This window comes from Ruminococcus bromii (genome assembly GCF_002834225.1).
Classification (GTDB): domain Bacteria; phylum Bacillota; class Clostridia; order Oscillospirales; family Acutalibacteraceae; genus Ruminococcoides; species Ruminococcoides bromii.
In genome coordinates this window covers 14260-32919 of record NZ_NNSR01000032.1, presented here as the reverse complement: position 1 = coordinate 32919, position 18660 = coordinate 14260, and the positions used below count along the sequence as shown (strand labels likewise).

Sequence of the window (18660 nt, the reverse complement as noted above, 5' to 3'; positions counted from 1 at the left end):
ACGGAGCAGGTTTTCCTGCTCCGTTTTTTTGTCAAAATGAAGGATTGTCATTTTTTATCCGTCAAAATTCGGGACAATTAAGGGCATATATTCGTAATACTGCGTTGCAATGAATAAGAAAACAGAAAATTATGCAAGTTCTACATATAAGAGTGAAAATAGATGTGACACTTCTGCAAGAATTGTACCTTTTCTTTTTTTTAAAAATGTGCTATAATACATAAAATATAGTTTCAATTTATTGTGAATTTTAAAAGGGAGTGTTTTTTATGACAAACAACGAGTATTCGGATGTTACACCGCAGATTCATGCGCTGGCTCAAAAAATGGCCCATAACTCCGTTATTGATACAGATTTATACAGTAAGTACAATGTAAAAAGAGGTCTCCGTGACCTTGACGGTAAGGGCGTTCTCACCGGTCTTACAGATATTTCTACAATCACACAGAATAAGCTTGTTGACGGAAAGCTTGTTCCTTGCGAGGGTGAGCTTCGTTACAGGGGCTATAATGTAAAGGATATCGTTGACGGTATTCTTGAGGATGACCGTTTTGGTTTTGAAGAGGTTACATACCTTCTTCTCTTTGGCGATATGCCCAACGAAGAGCAGCTTAAAGACTTTAAGAAGCTTCTTGTTCAGTACAGAACCCTTCCTCAGCACTTTGTTCGTGATGTTATCCTCAAGGCCACAAGTAACGATATGATGAACTCAATAGCAAGAAGTGTTCTCACACTTTTCTGCTATGATAAGAACGCTAACGATACATCTATAGATAATGTTTTAAGACAGTGCATACAGCTTATCTCTGTATTTCCGCTTTTGTCGGTTTACGGCTATCATGCATATAATCACTATCAGCGTGACAACAGCCTTTATATTCACCGTGCAGAGCCTACAATGTCAACAGCCGAGGTTATTCTGTCGCTTCTTCGTCCCGACAGACACTACACTCCGCTTGAAGCAAAGGTTCTTGATATGGCGCTCATTCTCCATATGGAACACGGCGGCGGTAACAACTCAACATTCACAACTCATGTTGTAACATCTTCAGGCACAGATACATACTCGGCAGTAGCTGCGGCACTTGCGTCACTTAAAGGTCCTAAGCACGGCGGTGCAAATGTTAAGGTTTACTATATGTTTGAGGATCTCAAAAAGCATGTTAAGGACTGGGAAGACGAGGACGCTCTTGAAGATTATCTTGAGAAGCTCCTTGACAAGCAGGTTTTTGATAAAAAGGGTCTTATCTACGGTATGGGTCACGCAGTTTATACAATTTCCGACCCCCGTCAGCAGATTCTTCACGGTGCTGTTAAAAAGCTTGCGCTTGCCGAAGGTCACAATGATGAATTTGACCTTTATGAGAGAGTTGAAAGACTGGCTCCGAAGGTTATCGGCAGAAAGCGTAAAATCTACAAGGGAGTTGCCGCAAATGTCGATTTCTACAGCGGACTTCTTTACAGTCTTCTTGATATTCCATGTGAGCTTTATACTCCGCTTTTTGCAACAGCCCGTATCACCGGTTGGAGCGCACACAGACTCGAGGAGCTTATCAACTGCGGCAAAATCATCCGTCCTGCATATATGAGTATTTCCGAAAACAAGGAATATGTTGATTTGAAAGACAGGTAATACGGAGAACATATTTGTTTATATATCAAACTGTCTGCACGAATGGGGAACGGCGGCTCGCCGTGCGGGCGTCCAATGAACGCCCCTACAAAATTGCGAAAACAATTGAAATGCTACGCTCGGGCATAATATGTTTTTTTACATTACAAACTGTCTTCCCGACATTAATTTTCCATTTTCCATTTTCAATTTTACATTTAATTAAAACTGTCTGCACGAATAGGGAACGGTAGCACGCCGTGCTGGCGGATAATATCCGCCCCTACGAAATTGTGCGAACGGTTGCAATGCTACGCTCGGGCATAATATGTTTTTTTACATTACAAACTGTCTTCCCGACATTAATTTTCCATTTTCAATTTTCAATTTTACATTTAATTAAAACTGTCTGCACGAATTGGGAACGGCGGCACGCCCTTACAGAGTTGCAGAGGTAAATACTGTGTTACGCTCGGGAAACATATTTGTTTATATATCAAACTATCTTCACGAATGGAGAACGGCGGCACGCCGTCACGCCGTCACGCCGTGCAACAGCAGGTTGCTTGTGAAAAATCACGCTCTGCATTATAATATAAGCAAGAGGTGACGGCTATGGATACAAAAGAAATTTTATTGAAATTAAGAACAAAATCGGGTTTTTCTCAGGATGAGCTGGCTGAAAAACTGTTTGTAACAAGACAGGCGGTTTCTCGTTGGGAAAACGGCGACACGGTTCCGAATACGGAAACATTAAAACTGCTCTCAAAGCTTTATAATGTGTCAATCAATACCCTGCTCGGTTCACCCCGAAAATTGATATGTCAATGCTGTGGTATGCCGTTGGAAGATGAGATTATCAGCAGAGAAAAAGACGGCTTTATGAACGAAGACTACTGCAAGTGGTGCTATGCCGACGGAAATTATATGTACAGCGATATTGATGATTTGATTGATGTCTGCGTCAAAAATATGGCTGACGAGGAACATTCCGAAAAAGAGGTGCGTGAGTATCTGTTGAGAACACTCCCAAAGCTTGACTATTGGAAAAGATATAAGGAACTCGGCGGAAACAAGGCTTTTGAGGAATTTAAAAATACTCTGATTGACGAGATAAATGCCTTGAATGTTGTGGGTATGCCAAAACTTACAAAGCTGAATGCGCTTGTCGGAAGTTATGTCAATCTTGGATACAGACTTCCGAATGGCAACAAGGTTAAGTTTTTGGATGACAACGCAACATATCTCGGAAATCAGCTTGAATGTGAGTTCGGCGGTGACAGATATTTCGGAATTGTCGCAAATACGGATTTCATCCTGATTTCAACTTATGAAGAAAATGTAAAAAATCCCGAGCTTGTTTTGTACAAGAAAAGATAATAAAATAACAGACAAAGAGGTGTCGGCAATTTGCGGCACCTCTTTTTGCGGTTTAAATTATTGAAAAGTCAGAACAAGGTAATCCCGAACATATGCAGTACCCACAAAACAGCTCCGAAAACAGCTGATGCGGTAATTCCGTAAACTATGACAGGTCCTGCAATGATGAACAGCTTTGCGCCGAGTCCTGTAACATATCCCTCTGATTTGAATTCAATCGCAGGCGAAGAAACCGCATTTGCGAAGCCTGTAATCGGAACAAGCGTACCTGCGCCGCCGTGTTTTGCAATTTTGTCGTACACACCGATTGCCGTCAGCAAAATTCCTATGAAAATCAGCGTTACCGAAGTCAGCGTTTTTGCATCATCTTTGCCGATGTCAAGCAATGAATAGCTGTCGGTCAAAATCTGTCCGATAAGACAGATGAAACCGCCGATGAAAAATGCCTTAGTCCCGTTCACAAAACATTTACTTTTCGGTGAATTATTTTTCACAATCGTGCTATATTCTTTTTTTGAAATCATAAAATGCCGCCTTTGTACCAAAAATAAAGTTTGTATTTATTTTTACCACATAAATTTCAATTATGTTTGAATTATCACTTTATTTTTTTTGACTGCTGTAGTATAATTATTAGTATGTACAGCTATGTAAAACGAAATGAGGGCAAAGTAATGGAGCATTATCTTGATAACAGCGCAACTACTAAGGTGTCGCAAGGTGCGGCAGAAAAAGCGTTTGAGATAATGACCGAAAATTACGGCAATCCCTCGTCACTCCATTTGCGTGGAATGTATGCCGAGCAGGAGCTTGTAAAGGCTCGAAAAGAGGTTGCCGGAAGGCTCGGTGCAACTGCCGATGAAATCTATTTCACAAGCGGCGGTACAGAGGCGAATAACCTTGCAGTTTTCGGCGTTGCCGAGGCTAAAAAACGCAGAGGCAGGCGGATTGTTGTGTCTGCCGTTGAACACAGCAGTATTATGGAATCTGCGAAAAAGCTTGAGGATAACGGCTTTGATGTTGTCCGTATTATGCCCCGTGAGGACGGCACAATTCACAAAGAAGATGTGCTTGAAAATGTTGACGAAAACACAATTCTTGTGTCTGTAATGTGCGTCAACAACGAAACGGGCGCAATTATGAATATTTCGGATATTTTTTCCGCTGTTAAGGCGAAGAACAGCGATGTAATCTGCCACACGGACGCCGTTCAGGCTTTCGGTAAAATCTCGCTTTCCGCATCAAAACTTCATGCGGATTTAATCAGCGTGAGCGGTCACAAAATCCATGCCCCGAAGGGTGTGGGCGCAATCTTCGTGAAAAAGGGTGTAAGGCTTGTTCCGCTTCACTACGGCGGTGAACAGGAGAAAAAACTCCGCCCCGGCACAGAGGCAATTCCGCTGATTGCCGCAATGGGAGTTGCGTGCAGTGAATTTAACATAGATAAAAATTACGGTTATGTTTCAAAGCTTAACAGCTACGCAAAGGAAAAACTGCTTAAAATTGACGGAGTGGTTCTCAACTCTCCCGAAAATGCGCTTCCGTATGTGCTGAATATCTCGGCAGGAAAAGTCAGGAGCGAAACGATGCTGCATTTTCTCGAAAATCTCGAAGTTTATGTATCATCGGGAAGTGCCTGTGCAAAGGGCAAACCGAGTTATGTGCTTGAGTCAATGAATATCGGTCGTGACCGTGCCGACAGCGCACTGAGGATCAGCTTTTCAAAGCTGAATACGGAGGAAGATATTGACGCACTTTGTGAAGGTATTGAAAAGGGACTGAAAACCCTTGCCCACAAATAGGAATAGTATGAATACATATTTAAAATAAAGGAATACATTTTATGAAGGAAATTTTACTTTTGAAAGACGGCGAAATCGTTCTTAAGGGACTTAACCGCCGTTCGTTTGAGGATGTTCTCAAAAAGAACCTTAAACACGCGTTGAGGAGTGCCGGTCGTTTTGAGATTACATCGGCACAGTCCACAATTTATGTAAAACCGCTTGATGATGATGCAGACCTTGAAAAGGCTTGCGAAATCGTTTCGAGGGTGTTCGGAATCATCGCTTTTTCAAGAGCAGCCGTTTGTGAAAAAACAATCGAATCCGTTCTTGAAACCGCCCCGAAATATCTTGAAAATCAGCTTAACAATATTAAAACCTTCAAGGTTGAGGCAAAGAGAAGCGACAAAAAATTTCCGCTCAAATCTCCCGAAATTTGCAGAGAGGTCGGCGGTGAAATTCTTTCAAAGTTTCCGCATCTCAAGGTTGATGTTCACAACCCCGACCTTGTTGTAAATGTTGAAATCCGTGACTTCGGCGCTTATGTTCACGGCGAACCGATAAGAGGAGCAGGAGGTATTCCGGTTGGCACAGGCGGCAGAGCCGCAATCCTCATCAGCGGAGGTCTTGACTCCCCCGTTGCCGCTTATATGATGGCAAAAAGAGGTATCAGACTTACTGCAATTCACTTTGCAAGTCCGCCCTACACAAGCCCCAGAGCAGAAGACAAGGTTGTCAGACTTCTCCGCAGAGTCAGCAGATATGCAGGTGATATGGTTATGTACACCGTGCCGTTTACAAAGCTTCAGGAGAAAATCAAGGACGAATGTCCCGAAGAACTTTTCACAATCATTATGCGCCGCCTGATGATGCAGATTTCCGAAAGAATTGCCGAAAAGTACGAATGTCAGGCACTTATCACAGGTGAAAGCCTCGGTCAGGTTGCAAGCCAGACAATCGGTGCGCTTTCTTGTACAGATGAGGCGACCGATATGCTCGTGTTCAGACCGCTTATTGGTATGGATAAGCAGGAGATTATCGACATTGCCTACAAGATTGATACCTACGATATTTCAATTGAACCGTATGAGGACTGCTGTACCGTGTTCACACCGAAGCATCCCCGTACAAGACCTGTTCTCAAATATGTAAAAGAGGCTCAGGAAAAGCCGAATTTTGAACCTCTTGTTGAAGAGGCTCTTCAGAACCTAAAAGTTACAAGAATTTCGGCTGATGATGAATAAAACTGATTGAAAGGGGAATTGACATGGATGTTGAGATTTTTTCCTTAACGGGCAAAAATTCCGCTGACCTTTCTCAAACAAGCGGTGAAATTGCAAAAAAGCTTGAACAAAACGGCTTTTCCGTAACCAAAGTAAAAAGCGTTTCACCTTCATATTCTAAAATTATTTCTGCACTTAATGAGCTTGCGAAAAGCGAAAAAGCGCCTGATCAGGTTGTGATTGCAGAGGCTCTTACAACAAAGGACAGCACATCGTTCCGCAAAAAGTTTGCCGAGGTTGTTGCGGCATCCGAGAAGTATGAGAATACTCCCGTGCCGAAGGACTATTGGCGAAAGAGAAATCTTGATTTTCTCAATGCCAAAAAGCGTAAGGCAGACAAGGAAGAGATGGAACAGCTCAAGGACAAGTACAGAATGTTCCGCAAAAAGTCAAGAGTTTTCAGTCTTAAGGATATGGGCAGCGGTTATCGCGGCTACTGTTTTATGTACCGTGGTATTCAGGTTGCAGTTCTTCCGAAATCATCGCTTGCAGGCGAAAATCCCGAGGATATGGTGTGCCTTGCTTGTATCCGCACGAGGTCTAATTTTGAAAATTCGCAGGAGGATTATCCGAACGGTTTCAGCAATCAGGAATTTGTACCTGCAAAAACAGGCTTTGTCAACAACTATATTCCTTTGCGCGGTGACGGAGCAAAGGAGGTTACACGAAAATGTGTTGTAATGGTTTCGTTCCTTGTGTTCCTTACGGCGCTTTCGCTGTTGTTCTACAATATGATTTACCTCAGCCTGAGAAATGCCGAGCTTAACGGAGAAATTCAGCGAATTGCTCACAGTGTCGATGACTCCGACACAACCCCTGCAAAGAAAAAGGACGATACAATCAACTGGGATAAGCTTTTGAAAATCAACGATGAAATTGTCGGTTGGATTCAGATGAAGGACACCCACATTGACTACCCTGTTTTGTGGCATAAGGCAGACAGCACACCGCAACAGTATTACCTTAACCACAACTACAAGAATGAGTGGGACGGTTTTGGCAGTGTGTTTGTTGACTACCGTTCAACAAAGGGTACAGACGGCAAGAACCTTGTTCTTCACTCTCACCACATTCAGGACGGTTCAATGTTCGGTGATCTTATGAAGTTCGGCGGAACAACAGGGGATCTCGATTTCTACAAAGAAGTTCCGACCTTCCGTTTTGACACCCCAAAGGGCAAGGGTACTTATAAGATTATCTCTGTGTTCAAGACAAACACTCTTACCGCACACGGCGAGTTCTTCAACTATATGATAAGCGACTTTGAAAATGACAAGGATTTTATGAACTATGTCTACAATGTTCGTATTCGTTCGCTGTTTAACTGTCCTGTTGATGTAAATGAGGATGATGAGCTTGTTACGCTTTCAACCTGTTCGTATGAGTTCACAAATTTCAGAACAGTAATTGTTGCAAGAAAGGTGAGAGCAGGTGAATCAACAAAGGTTGATGTAAAAAAGGCATCTCTCAACAAGAATGCTGTATGGCCGCAGGTTTATTATTCATCCTACGGCGGTACAAGACCGACTGTTACAGACTTTGACACAGCCTACAAAAAGGGTCAGATTACTTGGTATGACGGAGACTACGGCTTTAAAAATCAGAAAGTAACTCCGAAAACAACGGAGTCAACAACCGCAACCGACAAAAAGGGTCAGACTGTAACAAAGAAGCCACAGCCTACAACTCAGGCAAAGGTTTATTGCAATGTAACCTTCATTAACTATGACGGTTCTGTATTGTCAAAGCAAAAGGTTGAGTACGGAAAGTCGGCGGTTGTGCCTAAGACCATACCGAAAAAACCGAGTGATGAGTATTACGATTATACTTTTGAGGGTTGGGATACTACCTATGACTATACAAAGGTAACGGCTAATTTGAGCATTGCACCGAAATTTAAGGCAACGCTGAAACCCGAATACGCAAACGCACAGTAGGAGGACGGAAAATGAATTGCAGGCTTGTTTTTTTCGCTGCTCGCAAAACCTCGTTTTGCGAAAGAGCTTTGCAAAAGTCCTTTTCGGAGCTTGATCTTGAGCTTGTCAAAACCTGTTTTGCAACCGATTCCGAACAACTCGGGGTCGAGCTTACAGACGCTTTTAAAAAGCTGAATGTCGTGTTTGTTGTCGGCGGACTCGGATTTGACGATGAAAAGGGGATAAAGAGCATAATCTCGCGTGCATTGTGCGAAACCCCTGTTAATGACTGCAAAAAGCTGAAAAATGAATACGGTGACGACGGTTATGTCATCAGAGCCGCAAACCAGCTGCTTGTTCTTCTGCCCGACGAACCCGCTCAGATTGAAGAGATTATGCACGGTCCGCTTAAGAAGTATATTATGGCAAACTCGGTAATGCAGCAGTATTAAGGCTGACAGTGAAAAGTGAACAGTTAAAAAGCTAAGTAAAACGATATAATCCCCTTAAAGCAGACGCTTGAAAAGATAAAATTTCAAGGACGCTTTAAGGGGATGTTTTTGTGTCAAAAAAGCTGTAAAATCTAAACCTGCGGCAGAAAAAGCTCAGGTTCAAATCGGGAAAAGGAGAAATTCATAATGAAGAAAAGCCGTACAAGAGAAACGGGCAAAAGACGGTGCGTATGATTTCAAACCGGAGAAAACGCCATTTGCAGCATTTATAAAATCAATTAAAAAACTCCGCCGTTTTTTGCAGTCATACATTGAATCTCCTTAACTTATGTTTATTACTCCTATTTCAACCTGATTATTGATTCTGGGGATGAATACGGTGTTGCTCAGACCTGCGCAGACAATCATTTTTGTGCCGTCAAGGTCAAATTCGCCTTTGTCATATTTCGGAAAAAGGCCCTGATTCGGAGCGATTACTCCGCCGATGAACGGCAGTTGAATCTGTCCGCCGTGGGTGTGACCGCAGACGATTAAATCTATGTCGGTCTTTTTTGCATCCTCGGCAATGTATTCGGGCTGGTGGTGCAGAAGAATCGTAAAATTATCCTTTGCCTTTTCGGCAAATTCTTCCCAAAGTGTTCTTGAAGGAACATCGTCCTCGGGAGTGTAGAATTCATAATAAGGGTAATCGCTCATTCCGCCGATAAGCACACTCTTGCCGTTTTTGGTGAATTTTATATATTCATCGTCAAGCAATACGGCGCCTGTTGAGTCAATCTCACTTTTAAAGTCTGTGCCAAATTCGGCGGCATTGTCACGCTCATGGTTGCCAAGACAGCAGTATGTGGGCGCAATATCCGCAAGCTTTTTCAGCACATCCTTCATCTTCGTTGTGTCGGGATCGCTACGGTTGACCATATCTCCGCAAACCGCGATAAAATCGGGATTCTGTTCCTTTACAAGCTCTGCAAGGTCTGCGTTCTTTTCTCCGTATTCCTTGTTGTGCAAATCCGTGATGACAACAAATTTCAGCTTTGCGTCGTTCTTTGTGTTGTTTACGCTGTAATTTGTGATTGCAATTGTGTTGTCACAGTAAACGCCCCATATTACGAGAGCCACAAACAGCACAAGTATTATTGCTCCGATAATTATAAAAAACTTTTTCATTTAATTTACCGCCCATATTAAGTATGGTATTATTTTAGGCTCGTTTTGTGCGGTTGTCAACAAATGTGTGTCGAACAAGTCTGATTATTACTGTTCCTTGTGCTTCGGTTGTCGGGATTTTAAATTGATTTAGGAATTGCTTTGTTTGACATTCCTTTTGCACTGTTGTATAATGAATCATAATTGTATTTATATGTTACTCGGGAAATTTACACAAAGTTAAACAGAAGAGGTATGGGTTATGAAGAAGATTAATTTGCGTAAGATGTTTCTGGCTCTCGCAGATGTGTTTATTATCGTTGTCAGCGGTATTCTTGCAAATTACATTCTCTCACTTGTCGGTTACATAGGCACTGTTGCAAGCAAAGGACTGTTGAGTTACATCGTTATCAACCTTGTAATGTGTCTGTTTACACTTTATATAAGCGGAACATATTCAAAATTGTGGCGATACTTTAACGCAAAGGACTATATGGTGTGCGGAATTGCCGTTTTTTCGGGGTTTACGCTCGGCTTTGTAATCTCGTTGTTTTTGCAGATTCCGCAGAGAAAGATTTTTTGTATAGTATATTTCGCAATAGCCCTTGTCGGAATTCTTGCATTCCGTTTTGTTTTCAGAAAGGCTTTTCTTGACCTTACCGAGGCAGGAAGGGCAGAGGGCGGAGAGCGTACACTTATTGTGGGCGCAGGCAATGCCGGCAGAATGATTATCCGTGAAATTCACAATGCGAATGAGCAGAATGATGTTAATAACCCGTCAAAAAATATTATTCCGGTATGCTTTGTCGATGATGATTTGAAAAAGCTGAATCAGAAAATCGAAGGAATCCCCGTTGTCGGAACCTGTCCCGAAATTGTTAAAATATGTGATGAATACCGCATAGACAATATTATAGTTGCAATTCCGTCATGTGAGGAAGAAGAGAAGAGGAAGATTCTTGACTACTGTTCCGCAACAGAGTGCAAAATCAAGATTATCCCTTATCTCGGCGAGCTTTTGTTTGATGACGGGCATACACAGCTTATTTCACAGGCAAAGGAAATCAAGATTGAGGATCTTCTCGGCAGAAAACCGATTGAGTTTGACCGCAAGGAGATTCATGACCTTATCAACGGAAAGGTCTGCCTTGTTACAGGCGGCGGCGGTTCAATCGGCAGTGAGCTTGTAAGACAGATTGCAAAGAATAATCCGAAACAAATCATCATTGTTGATATCTACGAAAACAACGCATATGATATTCAGCAGGAGCTTGTGCTTGAATACGGCACAAAGCTCAACCTTGTAACGCTTATTTCATCGGTTCGTGATTACGACAAAATGGAGCTTATCTTCAAGACATATCGCCCCGAACTCGTATTCCACGCTGCCGCTCACAAGCATGTTCCGCTTATGGAAACCGTTCCCGAGGAGGCTGTAAAGAACAACATCTTCGGCACATTCAATGTTGCAACCCTTGCAGAAAAGTACAAGGCAAAGAAGTTTGTTATGATTTCAACCGACAAGGCTGTTAATCCGACAAATGTTATGGGCGCAACAAAGCGTGCGTGCGAGATGATTATTCAGTACAAGGCGCAGCACAGCACCGATACCGAATTTGTAACAACAAGATTCGGTAATGTTCTCGGCTCAAACGGCTCGGTTATTCCGCTGTTTCGCCGTCAGATTGAAAACGGTGCACCCGTTACCGTAACACATCCCGATATTATCAGATATTTTATGACTATTCCCGAGGCTGTTTCGCTTGTTCTTGAGGCAGGTGCAATGGCAAAGGGCGGTGAGATTTTTGTTCTTGATATGGGTGCTCCCGTCAAGATTACAACCCTTGCCGAGAACCTTATCAGAATGTACGGTAAGGTTCCGTACAAAGATGTTCCGATTATTTTCACGGGACTTCGTCCGGGTGAAAAGCTTTTTGAGGAGCTTCTTATGGACGAAGAAGGTCTTAAGTCAACACAGAACAAGAAAATTTTCATAGGAAATCAAATTAAAATAGACGAAACAGATATGCTGTCAAAGCTTGAGGTTCTCAAAAAGACCGCAGAAAACAATGACAGTGAAAAGACAGTTGAACTTTTGGCAGAACTTGTACCTACTTTTTGCCACAAGGTCAATGATTAACCGAAAAGGAGAAATTTTATGTGCGGTATTGTAGGTTATGTAGGACCTAAGGATTGCAGTGAGGTGCTTGTTAATGCTCTCACAAAGCTTGAATACAGAGGCTATGACTCGGCAGGTATTGCGGTTTTTGACAACGGAGAAATCAAGACCGTAAAGACCAAGGGTAAGCTTCAGGACTTAAAGGATAAGCTTGCAGAGGTCGGCACTCCGAAAGGTCATGTCGGCATAGGTCACACCCGTTGGGCAACCCACGGCGAGCCTTCGGATGTAAACTCACATCCACACAGCGGTGCAAGGGTTACAATCGTTCACAACGGTATTATTGAAAACTATATGGAGCTTAAAGACTTCCTCATCTCAAAGGGAAGAACTTTTTTAAGCGACACAGATACAGAGGTTGTTGCTCAGCTCCTCGACTATAAATACAACGGAAATCCGCTTGAAACAATCGACAGTGTAATGGCTGAGCTTAAGGGTTCGTTTGCACTCGGAATTATGTTCAAGGATTTCTCCGACAGAGTTTTTGCGGTTCGCCGTGAAAGTCCTCTTATCGTAGGCGTTGCAGAGGGTGAGTGCTTTATTGCGTCCGATGTTCCTGCAATTCTTCAGTACACAAGGGATTATTATCTTCTTGACCATGATGAAATCGTAACACTTTCACCTGACGGTGTTTCGTTCGTTGACGAACACCTTGATCCGATTGAAAAGGAACTTCAGACAGCCGACTGGGATATGGAGGCTGCCGAAAAGGGCGGTTATCCGCACTTTATGATTAAGGAAATCAACGAACAGCCCGAGGCTATCAGAACAACGATTATGCCGAGAATCAAAGAGGGACTTCCGTTTCTTGAGGAATGCGGCATCACAACGGAAACAATCAAGGATTTCAAAAATATCACAATTGTTGCCTGCGGTACTGCCATGCACGCAGGTATGGTCGGCAAGTATGTTATTGAGGATCTCGCAAGAGTTTCCGTAAATGTTGACATTGCGTCCGAGTTCCGTTACAGAAATCCGATTGTAGGCGAGGGCGACCTTGTAATCATCATTTCACAGTCGGGCGAAACAGCCGACAGTCTTGCCGCAATGCGTCTTGCAAAGCAGAAAGGTGCAAAAACTCTTGCAATCGTAAACGCAAAGGGCAGTTCAATTGCCCGTGAGGCGGATATGCTCATCTACACACTCGCAGGTCCCGAAATTTCCGTTCCGTCAACAAAGGCATACATCACACAGCTTTCTGTTATGTATCTCTTTGCCTTTGAGCTTGCTCTTGCAAAGGAAACAATCAGCACAGCCGAGTGCAAGCGACTTGTTTCGGCTCTAACAAAAATGCCCGAGGCAGTTCAGTATGTAATCGACAACTGCGAGGAAATCTGCAAGTTCGTTGCCACAAAGCTTGTTGCAACCGACAGCCTGCTTTACATAGGCAGAGGTCTTGACTATGCCCTTTCAATGGAGGGTTCGCTCAAGCTCAAAGAGGTTTCGTACATTCACTCAGAAAGCTATGCCGCAGGCGAGTTAAAGCACGGCACAATTTCGCTTATTGACGAGGATGTTCCCGTTATCGCCGTTGCAACTCAGACAGGTATTATCCCCAAGACAATCAGCAATGTTGTTGAGGTTAAGTCAAGAGGCGCAAAGGTTATTCTTGTTTGTACAGACGCCTGTGCAAGAGAACTCAAGGACGGTGTTGCGGATTATGTTATCGAAATTCCGCATACAGACGAGCTTCTTATGCCGATTACAGCGGTAGTTCCGCTCCAGATTCTTGCTTATTACACATCAATCAACAGAGGTATTGATCCCGATAAGCCAAAGAACCTTGCTAAGTCGGTTACTGTAGAATAAACGGTGCTTTATGTTCGGGAAGTTAGTCTGCAAAATGTGAGGGCTGAGCTGCCCGAGCGGCAGTCTTGTTTTTAATTGAAAATTGAAAATTGCGGTCGGCGTTGTGCCGCCGCAGTTCTTTTGAGATTATAGTCAGATAAAAAATTGCATTGATGCCCGATACGGCATTGATGCAATTTTTGCTTTATATGAAAGTTAATGCCTGACTGTAAGGTCTTTGCCGGATAACAGTATTTTATTTTTCAAACAACTCAGGGTGCATTCTGCTGTAGTGAAAAATATACTGTTGGGCGATGCCTGCGTACTGACCGAAATCGTCACCGCTCATATTCGGGAACAGCTTTTCCATTGCCCGCTTCATCCACACATCAATCGGGAAAGCCTCAATTCTGTGCATACCGAAAAGAAGCGTGCAGTCGGCTACCTTTTTGCCGACTCCTGTAATTTTCATAAGCTCTGTTCTTGCGTCTTCATAATCAAGCGTGAAACAGCTGTTAAGGTTCACATCACCGCTTGAAACCTTTTGTGACGCGTCAATAATGTAGCGGTTGCGAAATCCTGCCCTGAGCGGTGCAAGGTCATCGGGCGAGAGCGTGGCAAGTGTTTCCGCTGTAGGAAACGCATATTCTCCGTCGGCAAGCCGTGTGCCGAAGTTTTCGCACAAACGCTCAACTATGCCCTTGATTCGCTTGATGTTGTTGTTCTGCGAAATAATGAATGTGCAGAGCGTTTCAAACGGTTCTTGCCTCAAAATTCTTATGCCGGGGGCATACTTTGCCGCCTCGTTCAGAACGGGGTGAATTGTGCTGATTTCTTCACGGATTTTTCTGTAATCAAGTGCAAAATCAAAGTAGCTGTACCAAATATTCTTGAAATCGTCAGCCGTTGCATTTTCAATGTACATATCGGTTTTGTCAAGTTTGACGCTCACGCTTTTGCCGTAAGCAACACCGTGGAATGAACCGTCAGCCTGCGGCTTCCAACGAAAGCTCTGACCGCAGTCGAGAGTCTGCGCAAGGTTAAGGTCATGCACATCTGTTACTTTGATTTTGTTGTTAAGTTCAATACATTCCATAATTTTCACCGCCGAAATTTTCTTAATAAAGTATATCACATTCGGTAGATTTATGATATACTAAATTTTAAATTACAGCCTCATTGGGAATCCGATGCCGGACGGTTAAGGATAAAACATTGCATTTTGATATTGATATGAAATTGTATTTGCAAAATTTCCGATATAATGTGTTTATAAAAAATTTGCAGGGCATTAAGCTTTTGAGCTTCACGGTGCTGCAAAGCGAAGGAGTGACAATATGAAAACCGATAAAGTAATAACCGCAACGGTTGAATATTTTGGAAGTGACAAGAAAAGAATTCACCATTTTCTCAAGGTTTATTCATTCGCAAAGACAATCGGCGAAAGCGAAAATCTCTCCGCCGACGAACAGGAGCTTCTTGAAATTGCCGCAATTGTTCATGACATCGGCATAAAGGTCAGCGAAGAAAAGTATAATTCTTCCGCAGGAAAATATCAGGAGCTTGAAGGACCCCGTGAGGCTGAAAAGTTGCTTGCCGCTCTCGGCTACGAAAAAACATTTATTGACAAAGTTTGTTACCTTGTGGGACACCACCACACCTATGAAAATATTGATACTTTGCCGTACCGAATTTTGGTAGAGGCAGACTTCCTTGTGAACCTTTACGAGGACGATTCAAGCCGCAGTGCAGCAGAGCAGGCATATGAGAAAATTTTCCGTACAAAATCGGGAAAAAATCTGCTGAAAATAATGTTCCTCATACCCTAAAATTGTACTCATTTACCATAGTGTTTTGAGTGTGAAAAAGTGGTGTAAAAAGTATCTCAAAATGCTTGACAACGCCCTTAAAAAGTGTTATTTTAATGGTGTTGGTTATATGATTATAAAAGTGAATAAATGACAGTATACAAGGATGTATGACGATTTTTTCAAGGAGCTGACCTTACCGGGCGTCTGCTTGGAATTGAGTCGGCATTTTTTTGTGTCATATACAAAATTCAGTATTAATTATCATTATCGGAGGTTTTACAGTAATGAGAGAAGAATGGACAAATTTTGCAGGTGGCAAATGGGAGTCCGACATTGATGTCAGAGACTTCATTCAGAGAAACTACACACCTTATGACGGCGACCAGTCTTTCCTTGAAGGTCCTACAGAAGCAACAGACAAGCTTTGGGGCGAGCTTAAGGAACTCCAGAAGGAAGAAAGAGCCAAGGGCGGCGTTCTTGATATGGAAACTGAGGTTGTAAGCGGCATCACAGCTTACGGCGCTGCATATCTTGATAAAGACCTTGAAAAGGTAGTAGGTCTTCAGACAGACAAGCCTCTCAAGCGTGCATTTATGCCTTACGGCGGTATCAAAATGGCTGAGCAGTCATGCCAGATGTATGGCTACACTCCAAGCCCTAAACTCCACGAAATCTTTACAAAATATCACAAGACTCACAACCAGGGTGTATTCGATATCTACACTCCTGAGATGAAGCTTGCCCGTCACAACAAGATTCTTACAGGTCTTCCCGACACATACGGCAGAGGCAGAATCGTCGGTGACTACAGAAGAGTTGCTCTTTACGGTATTGACCGTCTTATCGAGGGCAAGAAAGAGGACTTTGCAGAAACAAACCGTCAGGGTATGAGAAGAGGCGACTTCCAGCTTCGTGAAGAAATCGCCGATCAGATTCGTGCTCTTAACGATATGAAGGAAATGGCACTTTCTTACGGCTTTGATATTTCACAGCCTGCTAAGAATGCCGCAGAAGCAGTTCAGTGGCTCTACTTCGGCTACCTTGCTGCCATCAAGACTCAGAACGGCGCTGCAATGAGCGTTGGTCGTGTATCAACATTCCTCGACATCTATATCGAGCGTGACCTTGAGAACGGTACACTTACAGAATCACAGGCTCAGGAACTTGTTGACCACTTTGTTATGAAGTGCCGTATGGTTAAGTTCGCAAGAATCGAGTCTTACAACCAGCTCTTCTCAGGCGACCCTGTATGGGCTACACTCGAAGTTGCAGGTCTTGGCATTGACGGCCGTTCAATGGTTACAAAGAACGACTACCGTTTCCTCCACACACTTGAGAATATGGGACCTTCACCTGAGCCAAACCTCACAGTTCTTTATTCTTCAAGACTTCCCGAGAACTTCAAGAAGTATGCTGCTCATATTTCAGTTACAACAAGCTCAATTCAGTACGAGAACGATGATGTAATGCGTCCTGTATGGGGCGATGATTACTCAATCTGCTGCTGCGTATCCGCAACACAGACAGGTAAGGAAATCCAGTTCTTCGGTGCAAGAGCTAACCTTGCTAAGTGCCTTCTCTACGCTATCAACGGCGGTGTTGATGAAAAGACAAAGATGCAGGTTGGTCCTGAATATACACCTATCACATCAGAGTACCTTGATTATGACGAAGTTATCAAGAAGTATGACACAATGATGGATTGGCTTGCTCACCTCTATGTAGGCACACTTAATATGATTCACTATATGCACGATAAGTACTACTATGAGGCAGCAGAAATGGCTCTTATTGATACAGATGTAAGAAGAACATTTGCAACAGGTATTGCAGGCTTCTCACATGTTGTTGACTCACTCAGCGCTATTAAGTACGCTAAGGTTAAGGTTATCCGTGACGAGGACGGCATCGCTGTTGACTTTGAAACAGAGGGCGACTTCCCAAGATACGGTAACAATGATGAGAGAGCAGATAAGATTGCCGTTGATCTTCTTAAGACATTTATGGCTAAGCTTAAGTACTGCCACACATATAGAGATTCAGAGCCTACAACTTCTATCCTTACAATCACATCAAATGTTGTTTACGGTAAGGCTACAGGTTCACTTCCTGACGGCAGAAAAGCAGGCGAGCCGCTTTCACCGGGTGCTAACCCATGCTACGGTGCAGAGAAGAACGGTCTTCTTGCTTCACTTAACTCTGTTGCTAAGCTTCCTTATGAGTACGCTCTTGACGGTATTTCAAATACTCAGACAATCAACCCGGGTGCTCTCGGACACAACGATGACGAGCGTGTTGACAACCTCGTAAATGTTATGGACGGTTACTTTGATCAGGGCGCACACCACCTCAATGTAAATGTATTCGGTACAGAAAAGCTCATTGACGCTATGGAGCATCCTGAGAAGGAAGAGTACGCTAACTTCACAATCCGTGTATCGGGTTATGCTGTTAAGTTCATCGACCTTACAAGAGAGCAGCAGCTGGATGTTATTGCCAGAACCTGCCACGACAGAATGTAATGTCGGACAACGCTGTTAAAGGCTTTGTACACTCAATAGAAACTTTTGGTTCAGTTGACGGTCCGGGCGTGAGATTTGTGATTTTTCTGAGCGGCTGCGCAATGCGTTGCCAGTTCTGCCACAATCCCGACACCTGGAAACACGATGAAAACACCGTGGAATACACCGCTGACGAACTGCTTAATAAAGCGCTTGCATACCGCCCATATTGGAAAAATAAGGGCGGTATCACAGTAAGCGGAGGTGAGCCGCTTTTACAGATTGACTTTTTGCTTGATTTGTTCAAGAAGGCTAAAAAGCAGGGCGTTAATACCTGTATTGACACAAGCGCCAACCCGTTTACAACCAAAGAGCCGTTCTATTCAAAGTGGAAAGAGCTAATGGAATATACGGATTTGCTGTTGCTTGATATAAAGCATATCGACAACGAACAGCACAAAATCCTTACAGGACAGCCAAACACCAATATTCTTGAAATGGCAAGACAGCTTTCCGATATGGGCAAGCCCGTATGGATAAGGCATGTTCTTGTGCCTGAAAGAAATGATAAGGACGAGTATCTTTTCAGACTTGCCGACTTTATCCGTTCGCTCAAGAATGTTGAGCGTGTAGAGGTGCTTCCGTATCACACCCTCGGTGTGTACAAGTGGAAGGCTCTCGGTTATGACTATCCTTTGGAGGGCATTGAGCCCCCGACAAAAGAGCGTGTTAAGAATGCGGAAATGATTCTTAACGGTGAAAAAACAAGAGAATAATTTTGTTTATAATATAAGGAACGGCAGTATCGCT

General features: G+C 43.2%; 14 protein-coding genes. 11 read left to right on the top strand and 3 right to left on the bottom strand.

The window, feature by feature from the left end; genetic code table 11:
* Positions 1-269 precede the first annotated feature (269 nt).
* Together RBATCC27255_RS03120 and RBATCC27255_RS03115 are read left to right on the top strand one after the other, a co-directional pair.
* Positions 270-1634 carry a citrate/2-methylcitrate synthase gene (locus tag RBATCC27255_RS03120; protein WP_101028700.1) on the top strand — a complete coding sequence of 455 codons (1365 nt, stop codon included), beginning with the start codon at positions 270-272 and terminating at the stop codon, positions 1632-1634.
* A gap of 594 nt (positions 1635-2228) precedes the next feature.
* Positions 2229-2993 (top strand): zinc ribbon domain-containing protein, encoded by a 765-nt coding sequence (locus RBATCC27255_RS03115; RefSeq protein WP_101028699.1) that lies wholly within the window; start codon positions 2229-2231, stop codon positions 2991-2993.
* 68 nt (positions 2994-3061) lie between these two features.
* On the opposite strand, the gene spoVAC is transcribed toward RBATCC27255_RS03115, so the two are convergent.
* Positions 3062-3517 carry a stage V sporulation protein AC gene (gene spoVAC, locus RBATCC27255_RS03110; protein ID WP_101028698.1) on the bottom strand — a complete coding sequence of 152 codons (456 nt, stop codon included), beginning with the start codon at positions 3515-3517 and terminating at the stop codon, positions 3062-3064.
* Between the two features lie 114 nt (positions 3518-3631).
* On the opposite strand from spoVAC, the gene RBATCC27255_RS03105 reads away from it, so the two are divergent.
* Genes RBATCC27255_RS03105 through RBATCC27255_RS03090 form a run of 4 tightly spaced genes read left to right on the top strand, consistent with a single transcriptional unit; the run spans position 3632 to position 8425 of the window.
* A complete protein-coding gene (locus RBATCC27255_RS03105; protein WP_242958566.1) occupies positions 3632-4795 on the top strand; it encodes a cysteine desulfurase family protein in 1164 nt (387 codons plus the stop codon).
* Positions 4796-4836: 41 nt separating this feature from the next.
* Positions 4837-6018, top strand: a complete 1182-nt coding sequence (gene thiI / locus RBATCC27255_RS03100; RefSeq protein WP_101028696.1) for a tRNA uracil 4-sulfurtransferase ThiI — start codon at positions 4837-4839, stop codon at positions 6016-6018.
* A gap of 23 nt (positions 6019-6041) precedes the next feature.
* The gene (gene srtB / locus RBATCC27255_RS03095) at positions 6042-7994 is read left to right on the top strand and encodes a class B sortase (RefSeq protein WP_101028695.1); all 1953 of its coding nucleotides are present in this window, start codon (positions 6042-6044) and stop codon (positions 7992-7994) included.
* A gap of 11 nt (positions 7995-8005) precedes the next feature.
* Positions 8006-8425, top strand: a complete 420-nt coding sequence (locus RBATCC27255_RS03090; RefSeq protein WP_101028694.1) for a hypothetical protein — start codon at positions 8006-8008, stop codon at positions 8423-8425.
* Positions 8426-8746: 321 nt separating this feature from the next.
* On the opposite strand, the gene RBATCC27255_RS03085 is transcribed toward RBATCC27255_RS03090, so the two are convergent.
* Positions 8747-9592, bottom strand: a complete 846-nt coding sequence (locus tag RBATCC27255_RS03085) for a metallophosphoesterase (RefSeq protein ID WP_101028693.1) — start codon at positions 9590-9592, stop codon at positions 8747-8749.
* 241 nt (positions 9593-9833) lie between these two features.
* On the opposite strand from RBATCC27255_RS03085, the gene RBATCC27255_RS03080 reads away from it, so the two are divergent.
* On the top strand, positions 9834-11711 hold the full coding sequence (locus tag RBATCC27255_RS03080) for a polysaccharide biosynthesis protein (protein ID WP_101028692.1): 1878 nt from the start codon (positions 9834-9836) through the stop codon (positions 11709-11711).
* Positions 11712-11729: 18 nt separating this feature from the next.
* On the top strand, positions 11730-13559 hold the full coding sequence (gene glmS / locus RBATCC27255_RS03075) for a glutamine--fructose-6-phosphate transaminase (isomerizing) (RefSeq protein ID WP_101028691.1): 1830 nt from the start codon (positions 11730-11732) through the stop codon (positions 13557-13559).
* A 235-nt stretch (positions 13560-13794) separates the two neighbouring features.
* Here the strand turns inward: glmS and RBATCC27255_RS03070 are convergent, their stop codons facing one another.
* The gene (locus RBATCC27255_RS03070) at positions 13795-14634 is read right to left on the bottom strand and encodes a DNA-3-methyladenine glycosylase family protein (protein WP_101028690.1); all 840 of its coding nucleotides are present in this window, start codon (positions 14632-14634) and stop codon (positions 13795-13797) included.
* 241 nt (positions 14635-14875) lie between these two features.
* On the opposite strand from RBATCC27255_RS03070, the gene RBATCC27255_RS03065 reads away from it, so the two are divergent.
* The 3 genes from RBATCC27255_RS03065 to pflA all read left to right on the top strand — a co-directional run bounded on the left by RBATCC27255_RS03065 (position 14876) and on the right by pflA (position 18626).
* Positions 14876-15367 (top strand): HD domain-containing protein, encoded by a 492-nt coding sequence (locus RBATCC27255_RS03065; RefSeq protein WP_101028689.1) that lies wholly within the window; start codon positions 14876-14878, stop codon positions 15365-15367.
* 266 nt (positions 15368-15633) lie between these two features.
* Positions 15634-17871, top strand: coding sequence for a formate C-acetyltransferase (pflB, locus tag RBATCC27255_RS03060; RefSeq protein WP_101028688.1), 2238 nt, complete (start codon positions 15634-15636; stop codon positions 17869-17871).
* Positions 17871-18626: a pyruvate formate-lyase-activating protein gene (pflA, locus tag RBATCC27255_RS03055; RefSeq protein ID WP_101028687.1), complete on the top strand. Its 756-nt coding sequence runs from the start codon at positions 17871-17873 to the stop codon at positions 18624-18626. Before pflB ends, pflA begins: the two co-directional genes overlap by 1 nt.
* Positions 18627-18660 lie beyond the last annotated feature (34 nt).